The following is a 12,334-nucleotide window of genomic DNA, read 5'->3' on the forward strand; positions in this document are numbered from 1 at the left end:
TCAACAATGGCTTGTTAATTACAAGCGCCTCAGCTACAGGACAGCACTCCAGTGCTTCCAGTAAGCTGAGGCTTTTATTTTCAATCAGTGCCGGGGTGGTTTATCTTCCCTGCTTTTATCAATTGCATGCATTAGTTATTGGCCAAGGCCGGAGGTGCTGTATTTCACAGGAATCCATATGTAACCATTGCCCTGCGCGCGCAGATGGCCAATGCCGGGAAAGGATACGTGATCAGCAGCCAGCCAGTAGCCTTTTGCAGCCGCCTCTTTGAAGGCTTTGATGCGTTGGGCAGCAGCGGCTTTTGAGTCAATGTCGAAGACGATAGTAACAGCGGGCTGGGGGAACTGAACAGCCGCAGCATGGATGATATCTCCTACAAACAACATCCGCTGACCTTTGCTTTCCAGTGCATAGAATGTATGGCCAGGCGTATGGCCGGGAGTGGCAATAGGTGTAATACCTGGGAAGAGCTCTTTTCCGTAATCAAAGTGTTTTACTTTACCGGCAGCCAGGTAGGGGCCTACTTTATCTGCAGCCTCCTGGAACCAGCGCTGCAACTTCTCCGGAGCTTTGGCACGGCTTTCGGCGGTGAGCCAGAAATCAGTTTCTGGTTTACTGATATAGATGGTGGCGTTAGGGAAGACCATCTTATTTCCCTGCATCAGTCCACCGGTATGATCCGTATGTATGTGTGTGATGAGTACTGCATCTATCTGCTCAGGGCTTACACCGATCTTTTGCAGGCTCTCTGGCAGATGTCCCAGGGTAGGGCCGTACAGTTCCGCAGCGCCGGCGTCGATGAGTACCAGTTTACCCCCTGTTTTTACGAGGTACGCGTTGACAGACGCTTCTTCAACGGCTGTCTGAAAGTTCAGCGCCGACAGCCGGTCAATGGTAGCATGGTCGGTATTCGTCAGCAGCTCATGCAGCTGAATAGGTACCGTGCCGTCAGATAAAGCAGTTACCTCGTAGTCGCCTACCTTCATGCGGTAGTAGCCGGGTTGATCCAGCATGGTGTGTTGTGCGCTGACATCCAGCGTAGTCAGAGCTGACAGGAAGAGTATGCCGAGGGCAATCGTTGTCGGGAAGGACGCCCGTTTGTTGGTGATGTGCATGATATAATTTTCAGCAAAATTGCGGACGTAGGTGTGCAGATACAAGTACGCAGTCCATAATGACATACGCAGAAAATTATGCGTATGCCCTCATTGGGGGATAGGACTTATCTTTACCTTCAAATGGGAAAAGGCATGTACACACACAAGATACCCAAGGATCTTACCTGCGGTATGGCAATGACGATGGAGATTATAGGCAGTAAATGGAAGCCGTGTTTACTGTACAATATTTACAACGGTATTAACCGTCCCGGACAGCTACAGTTGTATAATCCGAAAGCGTCCAGGCAGGTTTTGAATCAGCAGCTTCGTGAGCTGGAGGAACATGGAATCATTCTGCGGGTGGTGTATCCTGAACTGCCACCTAAAGTTGAGTATTTCTTGACAGAGACGGGCAAATCACTGATCCCTGTGCTGCATGCGATGGAAGCATGGGGAGCTAACTACCGCCAGGAGCATGCCGTTGCCGCTGAGGAGGCGGAGTATAAGTAACTTGTATTACCTTCATCGGATGAAGGCAGGTAACTTAATCAGGAGCACAGCATTGCTGGACGGAACCATTTTTGAGAATGTAGTCATACTCATCACCGAGTTGAATGAGAAAGGCGCAATGGGTTTTATCGTCAATAGGGTGTTTCCGCGCAAACTGAATGAACTGGAGGAATTTAAGCAGGGGATACCTTTCCCGATCTATGAGGGCGGTCCTGTAGATCAGGAACATCTTTTCTTCGTGCACCAGCGTCCTGATCTGGTAGAAGGAGGTACCCCCATCAATGAGCGGTTTTACTTCGGTGGTGATTTCCAGGCAACAGTCAGGTACATCAACATGGGTGTGCTGGAGGAAGATGAGGTCAGGGTGTTTATCGGGTATTGTGGCTGGGATAGTGGCGAACTGGAGGCAGAAATAGCAGAAGGCAGCTGGCAGTTAACCTCACCTGGAGCAGGAGATGTCTGGAAATAAAAGAAGTCCATCTGCCGGACAACGCTTAGCAGATGGACTCCTGAACTATATGATCAATCAACTATTTTGTTACCACTTCGATCTTACCGCCGTTCTTAAACAGGTCATGCGGCACAAAGTATCCTTTCTGTGCTTTCCCGTTCACTTTAATACCGCTAAGTTTACGGCTGTTACCTTTCCTGGTAATAGTCAGCGTCTTATTGGTGCTTGTTTTCCATCTAACTTCATCAAACAGGGGTACTGTTACCAGGTATTCCGGATCTGTTGCTGAGAAAGTATAGAGTCCGGCCGCCGCAAATACGTACCATGCAGACATTTCACCAGCATCATCCATACCGCATAGCGCAAGACCATCATCTCCGATACCGTACAGGGTGTTGAGTATCGTGTCAATAATCTGCTGAGACTTCTCTGGTTTGTTGATGAAGTAGTAAGCAAAGGGTGCCTCGTGATCCGGCTGGTTGCCATGGCAGTACTGTCCGATCATTGTTTCCACATTCCGGGCAATATGCTGAGGGTTCCAGGGCACTGTGAAAAGAGAATCCAGTTTAGATTCAAATTGCTTCGGACCGCCATATAGCTTGATTAGTCCGGGCATGTCGTGTGGCGCAAAGAATGACACCTGCCAGGCGTTCGCTTCCCGGTACATGTATTCATAGTAGGGGTACTGTGGATTGAAAGGCTGGATCCAATCGCCGTTCTCTAACCGGCCTCTCATGAACCGGGTAGCTGGGTCGAACATATTACGGTAGTTCTTTGAGCGGGCCATCAGTATCCGGTAGTTGGCAGTATCTCCCAGTTTCTTCGCAATCTGCGCCAGCGAGTAGTCGTCGTATGCGTATTCCAGTGTTTTAGACACACCAGCTTTTGCTTTAGTTTCAACATGCGGATGCTGTACATCCGGGTCAGAGATGTATCCTTTCTCGATGTATTCTTTCACATGAGGCCTTGCACCATGATCCTGGTTAGCGTTCTTAAGCAGTATGTTATAAGTGCCTTTGATGTCAAAATTGTCGATACCGCGGAGGTATGCGCCGGCGATGGATGATTGTCCGTGGTCGCCATGGAAGAAAGTGGGAATAAAGCCGGTTTTATCACCTACGTCTTTCATTGACTTAATCACATCCAGTGTTACCTGCGGAGAGATCAGGCCGAGCAGCACATCTTTGTTGCGGTAGGTATCCCAGAGGGAGGGCTCGGTATAGTAGTTGAAATCGGCTTTTGCTGTATTGCCTTTAGCGTCGCGGAACTGGCCATTGACATCACTGCGCAGGGCAGGCCAGAGGAAGGAACGGTACAGGCAGGAATAGAACATGGTACGCTGTTTATCGGTACCGCCTTTCACCTCTACCTTGGAAAGCAGTTGCTCCCAGGTATTGTTGGCCGCCTGGCGGATATCTTCAAAAGAGCGGGCGCCGATTTCCTGTTCGAGGTTCTGCTTAGCGTTTTCCTCGCTTACAAATGACAATCCGATCTTCATCTCTACCGGACCATTATTGCCATCCGCCAGGTGTACGATGGCATATCCTTTCGGATCGCTTTCCGCCTGTTTCTCTACCCGGCTGATCTTGTTATTCAGTACTGCATAGAAATAAATATTACCACCAGCACGCTGGTAGCCTTTAACAGCGGAATCGCCGACCTGTTCTATCTTCCATTCAGAGATTCTATTGTTGGATTTCGCCAGGTCAAATAATAGCTGCCGGTCGTTCTGTGAGGTGTATTCGTACCTGTGAAAGCCGCAGCGCAGCGTTGACGTCAGGCTGACATTGATCTTATAGTCTTCGAGATACACCTGGTAGTAACCTGGGGAGGCGCTTTCTTTGGCATGTGAGAACCTGGACTGATATTTTGTACCCGGATTGGACAAAGGCAGTACCGGGATGTTGCAAAGGTTCCAGTGCCCTTTATTAGTATGGGTAAAGCTGTAGATGATGTCATCTTCATATTCGTAGCCTGCGCCGGAGCCATACTCGGTCATGGGGCTTAACTGCACCATGGCATTGGGCAAGGAGCTGCCGGGGAAGGTAAGTCCGGCCCAGGAGCGCCATCCATCAGGCAATGTGTAGCCTAGTATCTTCGGATCGGTCAATGGAGCGGTACCAACGAATGTGTTGACGTAACTGGTGTAAGAAGGCGTAGATTGGCTCCAGCCATCAGTACTTGCCAGCGAGGAAAGAAATAGAAATACGCTGAGACGCTTCATGCTTTTTCTCATGACAATGAAAGTTGTTTGTGGAAATATTTACTAATATGGACCTGTACCCGAAAAATAGCAGCTAGTATAGATATATCCTAGTCTTTTTTTAGAAATCAGGAGAAAGCGGTATAAGCGGTAGGCTGAGGGGATGTAATAACAACAGGGGGCATTTATCGCTGCTGTCTGAGCTGGGCATGCCTGATTCTGCTCAGCGTCTCCCTGGACACGCCAAGGTAGGAGGCGACCATATGAAGGGGTACGCGTCGGAATACATCGGGGAAGGCGGTGATGAAGTCCTGGTATTTCTCCTCGGATGTATAGCTGATATTCATCAGGATGCGGTCATAGCTTAAATACAGCATGCTACTGATGAGTTTTTCCACGTAGGCTTTAAATGAGGGGATGCCGGCAATAAGCTGCTGTATATCAGTCTTTGTCCATTGCAGCACTACGGTATCTTCGAGGGCTTCAATATTGAACCTGGAAGGTTGCTGTGATTCCATACTTACTGCATCTGTCGTCCAGGTGTTTTCCGGGGAGAAGCGCAGAATATGTTCGGTACCATCGTCTTTGAGGGTATAGGTCTTCAGCAGTCCTTCTGCGATAAATATCTTATGCTGGCATACGTCGCCTTCCTGCAGCAGCAGTTGTCGTTTACGCACTTTCTTCTGCACCGCCAGCGAGCGGATGAGACCTAATTCTTCACGGGTGAGCGTTGCTTGCGCAGTAATAAAGGATTCAAACTTGTCAAACATTACCAGACTACTTTTCCTATACCTGAAATTAGCAAAGTTAGGTCAAATGACCGCAGGAAATTGTGTCAAATGACCTTGGTTGGAGGGCCGGTCCCGGAGCAATTTTGTGACTGGAATGAAACCATTCATTTAAAACACATAAGACTTATGCGTGTATTTGTAACTGGCGCTACTGGCTTTGTAGGCTCAGCCGTTGTAAAAGAATTAATCGGAGCAGGACATGAAGTACTGGGACTGGCCCGCTCAGCTGCTTCCGCAGAGGCATTAATGGCTGCAGGAGCGGCAGTTCACCACGGATCCCTGGAAGATCTGGAAAGTCTGCGACAGGGAGCCGCCGCCTCGGAAGCAGTGATTCACACCGCTTTTATCCATGATTTCTCGAAATATGAGGAGAACTGTGAGACAGACAGGCACGTTATTGAAGCAATAGGAGCCGTCCTGGAAGGCAGCCGTCGTCCATTCATCATCACATCTGGCACTGCAGTAGTATCAGCAGAACGCGCAATAACGGAAGATGATCTGGCTACAGCAACAGCTTCCGCTATTCCTCGGGTAGCTTCAGAGGAAGCAGCAGCCGCCATTGCCGCACGGGGCGTAAATGCATCCGTGCTACGGTTACCGCCCTCTGTACACGGAGATGGTGACCATGGCTTTGTACCAGCACTGATTAACATCGCGCGGGAAAAAGGTATATCCGCCTATATAGGTGATGGTAATAACCGCTGGCCCGCTGTTCATCGGCTGGATGCAGCCAGGGTATATAGGCTGATTATTGAAAAAGGAGAGGGGCAGCCTGTATTTCATGCAATCGGAGATGAAGGCGTACCGGTGAAAGATATTGCCACAGCAATCGGTAAAGGCCTGGGATTACCTGTAGGGAGTATTTCACCTGCGGAAGCAGCCGCCCATTTTGGATGGCTGGGTATCTTCGCAGGCTTGGATCTCAGGGGGAGTGCAGCAAAGACCAAGACATGGCTGGGATGGAAGCCTGAGCATGTAGGTTTGATAGAAGATCTGGAGAAGGGGCGTTATTTTTAGGGAGGTGGATATGCCAGTGAGGGTATCGTGTATTCCTGGCTGATAATTCATCAGGTTATGATATCTACTGAAGAAAAGAGCGTATTATCTGACAGACCGATTTGAATGCCGGAAGTATGCATGCAGATGATCAATCTGTAAAAACGTAAACTTCCGGCATCAAAGAATGTTTAATTTCCAATTTTCTATGTAATACTACCAGCGAACAATCACAACTCACATCAAATACAATGTCTGTATCTATACGAAAGATAGTCTATTACTACTAAGAACACACAAATCCTTTTGGCGACATAGCTTGGAAGATCGCACTGTAAAAAACTGCATCTTCTGTGGAAACTGTTTCAGTTATTAACTTTGGATTAACTAATTCGCTTTCCTGTTCGTTTATCTTGCGTGCTTTATTTTTTGTTTTATTAACACGTTAAAATGAGTATTTAACCATTGGAGGAAATTGAGAAAAGATGAAAGATCCAAAGGAAATAAAACAATTAGCCATGGATAGAAACGAATTAAAAACATCGCTAGAACCATTTCTTGCTAAGTGTACAGATAAGGGAAGACCGTTGACTGATATCTGTATTGAAGAAGCATTCCCTGGTGACTCTTCCACTTCATTTATTGTACAAATCAAAGCTGACTGGGTAGATGGATCCAATTGCTCAGATGCTATTGATTTTTTGTTTGAAATTCTTTGGGAAACAACTACAGAGGAGATCAGAAGAAAAGTGTTTACTATTCAGATTTTAGATGCTAAAGATGTACTGCATTGCTGGTCTGATTCCCCTGTTGAGAAAACTAAGTAAGTTGTTCCACATGCAGATGTAATTGAAATGTTATCCGAATGTGGTTTTTATACACATTAGGCTGTTTCACAATTTCCGGAAACAATGTTTGTACAACGAGTTTCTGACTTAATTTGCTCATTTATTTAAGGCCTTCTTAATTGTCCTGATATACCTGATAATACAAGGCGAACTATTATCCGAAATCCTCATTTTGCAGATATAAATCATAGACCGATAATTTCCAAGGTTCTTAACAAATTGTAATGTTAATACCTGTCACAAAGAGAGACTGTCTGCAAGTTTCCATCCTGCAGACAAGCCTTTGCTCCACCCACTAATACACCTTTATCACCTGCCCCGTGCCTGCACCCAGTATACTCCTGTGATACGCATATACCACCTCTCTCATTGTAGCTGGTATATGCCCCGGAAAGTAGGAGAAATAAGCAGGTGATTCCTCCACTACCGTCGGACTAACCACATTAATCCTCACACCATTTTCCAGTTCTATTGCAGCCGCGCGAACAAAAGCCTCTATTGCTCCATTGGCGGCTGCCGGATTAGCGCCGCTTAATACCGGGTGCTCTGATAATACACCGGATATCAGTGTGAAAGAACCTTTGGGTTTGATATAGTGTTGGCCGATGAGTACCAGATTAATCTGCCCCATCATTTTGCTGCTGATACCAACACTAAATTCTTTTTCTGTCATCGTTTTTAGCGGACCGAAGTGCGCATCTCCTGCTGTACTTACCAATGCATCAAACGGACCGGTCTTTTCAAAGAGTTGCCGGATAGCCGCTGCTGAGGTGATATCAGCCTGGAAGTCGCCACTTTTTGAGCCGACACGGATTATTTCATGTTCCTTTTCCAGGGAAGCCGCAATGTGTTTTCCGATAGTACCTGATGCACCTACAATAATAATCTTCATATTTATAATATCTGATGATAGGAAATAAGCAACATATCCCGTTGCTGTTACTATGCAAAAGTAGGTGGGTGAACCGGTGCTAGAGTAGGACAAAAATGCAGTTCTACAGGACTTATCTGAAGTTCTGCCGGAAAGCCTCTGGCGTATGACCGGTGTGCTTCCTGAATAAGCGTATGAAGTAAGACACGTCTTCATATCCCAGGTGGGCGGCAATAGTACTGATCTGATCCGGGGTAGCAAGCAGGTAACGTTTTGCTTCCAGGATGATATGATCGCTGATCAGTTCTGAGCAGGTCTTCTGCAAGGTTTGTTTAGTAATCGCATTCAGCTGATAAGTGGAGAGATGCATCATCTCCGCATATTGAGAAACCTGCTTACAGGTAGAGATATTTGTTCCGATCAGGTCGAGCAGTGTTTCCAGCTTTTCCTGAATATGGTACTGCTCAATGGTGATGTCTGCGCTGGTACTGGCGCGTATCAGTTCAATGAAGAAGATGGCCATATTTGCCTGCATCACCTCCAGGTATTTTTTTTGCCGGAGGATGTACTCATTGGTGATGGCTTTCAGTATACCAGCCAGTTTCTCAAACTGTGCTGCCTCCAACTGATACCTGTTGATGCTACCCGCTTTGCGCAGTATCTGCCGGGAGCCATAGTCGTTTCCTGCGTAGAATACATCATTGAACTGCATAAGGTAACCGTTGCTACCTGCTTTCAGTAAAAGGCTATGTACTTGTCCGGGACGTACGATAAAAACGTTGTAGTTGCTGACAGGGTAGGAGACAAAGTCAATATCATGCTGGCCCTCTGCTTCTTTTAATGCCAGCACATAAAAGAAGTCATGCCGGTGTAATGTCTGCGTCATATCCTGTCCATCCAGCAGATAGCGCAGGTCCCTGATGTTAAAATGAGGCGGTTGCGGGGCTGTCTGTAGCTGTCTGATAGGTATGGTACTCATGGAATATGACTGAATGGTGCTGGCTTTGTATGCGAGATGCGCCCTCAAAAGTAAAGACTTTTTCACACCTTCAGAAATCAGTTTACGGCTAAACAGGTGTATGTCCCGCAGCTCATTGCCGGACATACACCTGTTATGACGCTGCTATTATCAGAATCGTGCTGCAAATTCCTGCGCAAAAGTCTCCAGTTTAGTAGCGCCATCTGCCTGAGCGCCACCAGCTATGAAATCTGCCTGGAGCTTGCCACTGCGCATACCCTCGCCCATTTCAACATATAAACCGGCCATCTCACCAGGCAGTCCGGCTTGTGTCATACCATCCAGTGCCTGTTCATCTGTAAATTCAACCCAAGGCAATTCCGGCTTACCTACTGCTGTACCCAGCGCTTTCGCAATATCTCCTGCGGTACGTAAGTCGCTGACAATATACCGAACGTCCTTACCTGCAGGCTGCTGCTGGAGCGCTGCTGCTGCAGCTGTGGCAATATCTTCCGGATGTACCAGTGGTATTTGTACGTTAGACGGGTAATTAGCGCCGATGATACCCATACCTTTAATCAGGGCTGCATCGTTGTAGTAGTTAGTATAAAAGTATCCGGCGCGCAGGAAGGTAACAGACACTCCCTCCAATTCACGGTACAAAGCCTCAATATGATGCAGGCCTGCTATCGGACCATTCCCTGTAGCCAGGTCTGCACCGATGCTGCTCAACATCACCACACGGGCCACACCTGTCTCTTTAATAGCTGTTGCAAAGGCTTTCCCTGCAGCAACGGTATTGCGGATAATGTTGCTGCCGCCCATATTCGGAGGGGTCATCGCAAATAACGCATCTGCTCCTGTCAGTGCCTCTTGCAGGAAGCCGGCATCATTCACCGATCCTACTGCTGCCTTAGCGCCTAACGCTTCAATTGCTCCTATTCTTTCTGTATTGCTGGTGATCACTGTTACCTGATGGCCAGCGGCAACCAGGTGCTGCGTAAGATGTTTGCCAATGTTCCCAAGGGAACCAGCGATTGTTATGTTCATCTGATTAGTTTTTTATTTCCGTGAACAAAGGTATCTTCGTACTTACTTTTTGACAAGTACTTACTCCAAAGTATGTATCATGGGAATAGCGAAAGAATCTTCAACAATCCAGATGAACAAACAGTTCGCTCTGGCTCAATGTCCGGTTACTCACCTGATGGAAAAGATCGGCAGTTACTGGAAACCAATCATCTTATATCACCTTTCAACGGGCGATAAAAGGTATAGTGAACTGAAAAGAGCCATCCCGGCCATCACTGAAAAGATGCTGATCCAGCACCTGAAACAGCTGGAAGCTGATCATCTACTGATCCGGGAATCCAAACCTGTAGTGCCTCCCTTCGTTACTTACCGGCTTAGTAAAGCAGGTTATGGTCTGCTGCCGGTCATCCAGGCTATGGCTGACTGGTCATTCAAAGATATGGACGGAGCATTTCAATAGACGTTACTAATTGAACGACTGCCTGTATCCCAACGGTGTACTGTTGGTTTTGTTCTTGAATAGTTTATTGAAAGACTGTGGATATTCAAATCCAAACAGGTAGGCAATTTCTGCAACAGACATATTCGTAGTGGTCAGCAATTCCTTTGCTTTCTCTATAAGCATATCCTGAATATGCTGCTGCGTGCTTCTGCCGGTAAGTCCCCTGAGCAGATCGCTCAGGTAATTAGGCGAAAGATATAACCGCTCTGCAAAGTAATGAACGTCGGGAAGCTTCATCTCCTGCTGCAACTTATTTTCAAAGTAATCGGCTAACAAAGCTTCAAACCTCGTCAGCATATCGCTGCCGGCATCTTTCCTGGTAATGAACTGCCTGTTGTAAAAACGGTTGGCATAACTCAATAACAGATTGATGTGGGCAATTACCACGTCCTGACTGAAGTTATCTATCGGCGAGGCAATCTCCTGCTCCAGCATCTGCAGAATGGAAAGTATCGTCGCCTCTTCCTTTTCCGAAAGATGTAATGCCTCGTTGACTGCATAGCTGAAAAAGCCATACTCCTTTATCTTCTTACCCAACGGATACCGTCGTATAAAATCCGGGTGAAATATCAGGCAACAACCTACCGGCTGATGATCTGTTCCTACGTTAGATATAATCTGTCCGGGAGCTGTAAAGGTCATCACTCCCTCGTCAAAGTCATAATACTTTTGCCCATACTTTACCTTGCGTGGCATGTTTCTCTTGATAGAGATACAATACAGATCCAACTCAAGATCACTTGCTGCGACTTCTTCCGGGAAATGAATATCCTCAAAATTAAATACACTCACCAGTGGATGATGTGGCCCCGGTAATGACAACAGCTGATGCTGCGCGGAGATAGAACGTATGTACAGGTGTTGACCGTGTTGCATATGGCTGTTTTGAAGATCAGGTAAGACGTTTACTCTGCTTGCCTGATCATGCATGATTTACTTGTCAATGATGGTCATAGACATTGCATCATACCGGTCGCCGGTAATTGTACCCAGCGGAATGATTGCTTCCAGTTGGGCTATATCTGCGACTGTTAACGCAATGTCTGCTGCGCCGATATTCTGCTCCAGGTATTTGATCCGCTTTGTGCCGGGAATAGGCGTATGTCCTTTCGCCAGCACCCAGGCAATAGCCAGCTGTGATGATGTAATGCCTTTACGCGCAGCCATCTGCTGAATGGCGTTTATCAGTTCAATGTTTTTGTAGAACTGCTCTCCCTGGAAGCGTGGCATTGTTCTTCTCAGATCTCCTTCCGGGAAATCTTCCGGCGTTTTAATGTCGCCTGTCAGGAAGCCTCTTCCCAGCGGAGCGTATGCGACCAGTGCAATTCCCAGTTCGTTCAACGTATCAATTATACCTGCTGCTTCAATATTACGTTCAAAGATAGAATACTCTGACTGTACGGCTGTCAGCGGATGTACCTTATGCGCTCTTTCGATCGTAGCAGCTGATACTTCCGACAAACCAATATACCCTACTTTCCCTTCTTTTACGAGATCTGCCATTGCGCCTACGGTTTCTTCCACTGGCGTATGCGGGTCCAGGCGATGCAGGTAATACAGATCAATGTAGTCGGTATCCAGATTTTTCAGTGAGCGTTCTACCGCCTTTCTTACATACGCTTTTTTACCATTAATACCCCAGGTAGGTTGCCCGTTATCATCTATCTCATAGCCAAATTTCGTTGCGATAATGTATTTCTCCCGGTTTCCTTTCACAGCTTTTGCCACCAGCTGTTCATTCAGGTAAGGCCCGTAAACGTCGGCTGTATCCAGGAAGTTATACCCCAGTTCCTGCGAACGCTGAATGGTTTTGATGGCGGCTGCTTCATCGGCCTTCCCGTATATATCCATACCAGACCAGGTGGTCATGCCCATGCAGCCTAATCCCATTACAGGTACTGTTAGTCCCTGGTTGCCCAGTTTTATCTGTTTGTTATTGCTCATAAGGAATATTTTATCCTGCAAAGGTGGCCTGAGTTCAGGCAGAAAATGTATCCGTAACGCGGAAGTGTGTATCCGTAAAACAGGAATATACAGGGCAAGGTAATCTGGCATAACTTTATCGGTATTG

13 protein-coding genes are annotated in these 12,334 nt (G+C 47.0%); 5 read left to right on the forward strand and 8 right to left on the reverse strand.

The window, feature by feature from the left end; translation table 11 throughout:
• Window positions 1-135: 135 nt before the first annotated feature.
• Window positions 136-1,182 (reverse strand): MBL fold metallo-hydrolase, encoded by a 1,047-nt coding sequence (locus K1Y79_RS24360; protein WP_236059826.1) that lies wholly within the window; start codon window positions 1,180-1,182, stop codon window positions 136-138.
• A 69-nt stretch (window positions 1,183-1,251) separates the two neighbouring features.
• On the opposite strand from K1Y79_RS24360, the gene K1Y79_RS24365 reads away from it, so the two are divergent.
• Both K1Y79_RS24365 and K1Y79_RS24370 read left to right on the forward strand, forming a co-directional pair.
• A complete protein-coding gene (locus K1Y79_RS24365) occupies window positions 1,252-1,611 on the forward strand; it encodes a winged helix-turn-helix transcriptional regulator (RefSeq protein ID WP_220252825.1) in 360 nt (119 codons plus the stop codon).
• A 19-nt stretch (window positions 1,612-1,630) separates the two neighbouring features.
• Complete coding sequence (locus tag K1Y79_RS24370) at window positions 1,631-2,080, forward strand: YqgE/AlgH family protein (RefSeq protein WP_220252826.1); 450 nt, start codon at window positions 1,631-1,633, stop codon at window positions 2,078-2,080.
• 61 nt (window positions 2,081-2,141) lie between these two features.
• Here the strand turns inward: K1Y79_RS24370 and K1Y79_RS24375 are convergent, their stop codons facing one another.
• Complete coding sequence (locus K1Y79_RS24375; protein ID WP_236059827.1) at window positions 2,142-4,298, reverse strand: GH92 family glycosyl hydrolase; 2,157 nt, start codon at window positions 4,296-4,298, stop codon at window positions 2,142-2,144.
• 152 nt (window positions 4,299-4,450) lie between these two features.
• Window positions 4,451-5,035, reverse strand: coding sequence for a Crp/Fnr family transcriptional regulator (locus tag K1Y79_RS24380; RefSeq protein WP_220252827.1), 585 nt, complete (start codon window positions 5,033-5,035; stop codon window positions 4,451-4,453).
• A 147-nt stretch (window positions 5,036-5,182) separates the two neighbouring features.
• Between K1Y79_RS24380 and K1Y79_RS24385 the strand changes: the two genes are divergently transcribed.
• Window positions 5,183-6,073, forward strand: coding sequence for an SDR family oxidoreductase (locus K1Y79_RS24385; RefSeq protein ID WP_220252828.1), 891 nt, complete (start codon window positions 5,183-5,185; stop codon window positions 6,071-6,073).
• Window positions 6,074-6,537: 464 nt separating this feature from the next.
• Window positions 6,538-6,879 carry a hypothetical protein gene (locus tag K1Y79_RS24390; RefSeq protein WP_220252829.1) on the forward strand — a complete coding sequence of 114 codons (342 nt, stop codon included), beginning with the start codon at window positions 6,538-6,540 and terminating at the stop codon, window positions 6,877-6,879.
• 316 nt (window positions 6,880-7,195) lie between these two features.
• Here K1Y79_RS24390 and K1Y79_RS24395 read toward each other — a convergent pair whose 3' ends face one another.
• The 3 genes from K1Y79_RS24395 to K1Y79_RS24405 form a co-directional block, all read right to left on the reverse strand.
• Entirely contained in the window at window positions 7,196-7,792 is a 597-nt protein-coding gene (locus tag K1Y79_RS24395; protein WP_220252830.1) for a short chain dehydrogenase, read from the reverse strand.
• A 112-nt stretch (window positions 7,793-7,904) separates the two neighbouring features.
• Complete coding sequence (locus K1Y79_RS24400; RefSeq protein ID WP_220252831.1) at window positions 7,905-8,876, reverse strand: AraC family transcriptional regulator; 972 nt, start codon at window positions 8,874-8,876, stop codon at window positions 7,905-7,907.
• Window positions 8,877-8,900: 24 nt separating this feature from the next.
• A complete protein-coding gene (locus K1Y79_RS24405) occupies window positions 8,901-9,779 on the reverse strand; it encodes an NmrA family NAD(P)-binding protein (RefSeq protein ID WP_220252832.1) in 879 nt (292 codons plus the stop codon).
• 79 nt (window positions 9,780-9,858) lie between these two features.
• On the opposite strand from K1Y79_RS24405, the gene K1Y79_RS24410 reads away from it, so the two are divergent.
• The gene (locus K1Y79_RS24410) at window positions 9,859-10,221 is read left to right on the forward strand and encodes a winged helix-turn-helix transcriptional regulator (RefSeq protein WP_220252833.1); all 363 of its coding nucleotides are present in this window, start codon (window positions 9,859-9,861) and stop codon (window positions 10,219-10,221) included.
• 6 nt (window positions 10,222-10,227) lie between these two features.
• Here K1Y79_RS24410 and K1Y79_RS24415 read toward each other — a convergent pair whose 3' ends face one another.
• On the reverse strand, window positions 10,228-11,139 hold the full coding sequence (locus tag K1Y79_RS24415) for a helix-turn-helix domain-containing protein (protein ID WP_220252834.1): 912 nt from the start codon (window positions 11,137-11,139) through the stop codon (window positions 10,228-10,230).
• Between the two features lie 57 nt (window positions 11,140-11,196).
• Window positions 11,197-12,207, reverse strand: coding sequence for an aldo/keto reductase (locus K1Y79_RS24420; protein WP_220252835.1), 1,011 nt, complete (start codon window positions 12,205-12,207; stop codon window positions 11,197-11,199).
• Window positions 12,208-12,334: the final 127 nt, after the last annotated feature.

The organism is Chitinophaga rhizophila (genome assembly GCF_019492185.1).
Classification (GTDB): Bacteria; Bacteroidota; Bacteroidia; order Chitinophagales; family Chitinophagaceae; genus Chitinophaga; species Chitinophaga rhizophila.

What these genes read in the sequence shown, in the direction of transcription:
- K1Y79_RS24415 (WP_220252834.1), bottom strand. Translation starts at nt 11,139, where the DNA reads ATGCAACACGGTCAACACCTGTACATACGTTCTATCTCCGCGCAGCAT.
- K1Y79_RS24395 (WP_220252830.1), bottom strand. Translation starts at nt 7,792, where the DNA reads ATGAAGATTATTATTGTAGGTGCATCAGGTACTATCGGAAAACACATT.
- K1Y79_RS24380 (WP_220252827.1), bottom strand. Translation starts at nt 5,035, where the DNA reads ATGTTTGACAAGTTTGAATCCTTTATTACTGCGCAAGCAACGCTCACC.
- K1Y79_RS24405 (WP_220252832.1), bottom strand. Translation starts at nt 9,779, where the DNA reads ATGAACATAACAATCGCTGGTTCCCTTGGGAACATTGGCAAACATCTT.
- K1Y79_RS24370 (WP_220252826.1), top strand. Translation starts at nt 1,631, where the DNA reads ATGAAGGCAGGTAACTTAATCAGGAGCACAGCATTGCTGGACGGAACC.
- K1Y79_RS24400 (WP_220252831.1), bottom strand. Translation starts at nt 8,876, where the DNA reads ATGTCCGGCAATGAGCTGCGGGACATACACCTGTTTAGCCGTAAACTG.
- K1Y79_RS24385 (WP_220252828.1), top strand. Translation starts at nt 5,183, where the DNA reads ATGCGTGTATTTGTAACTGGCGCTACTGGCTTTGTAGGCTCAGCCGTT.
- K1Y79_RS24375 (WP_236059827.1), bottom strand. Translation starts at nt 4,298, where the DNA reads ATGAGAAAAAGCATGAAGCGTCTCAGCGTATTTCTATTTCTTTCCTCG.
- K1Y79_RS24390 (WP_220252829.1), top strand. Translation starts at nt 6,538, where the DNA reads ATGAAAGATCCAAAGGAAATAAAACAATTAGCCATGGATAGAAACGAA.
- K1Y79_RS24410 (WP_220252833.1), top strand. Translation starts at nt 9,859, where the DNA reads ATGGGAATAGCGAAAGAATCTTCAACAATCCAGATGAACAAACAGTTC.
- K1Y79_RS24365 (WP_220252825.1), top strand. Translation starts at nt 1,252, where the DNA reads ATGTACACACACAAGATACCCAAGGATCTTACCTGCGGTATGGCAATG.
- K1Y79_RS24420 (WP_220252835.1), bottom strand. Translation starts at nt 12,207, where the DNA reads ATGAGCAATAACAAACAGATAAAACTGGGCAACCAGGGACTAACAGTA.
- K1Y79_RS24360 (WP_236059826.1), bottom strand. Translation starts at nt 1,182, where the DNA reads ATGTCATTATGGACTGCGTACTTGTATCTGCACACCTACGTCCGCAAT.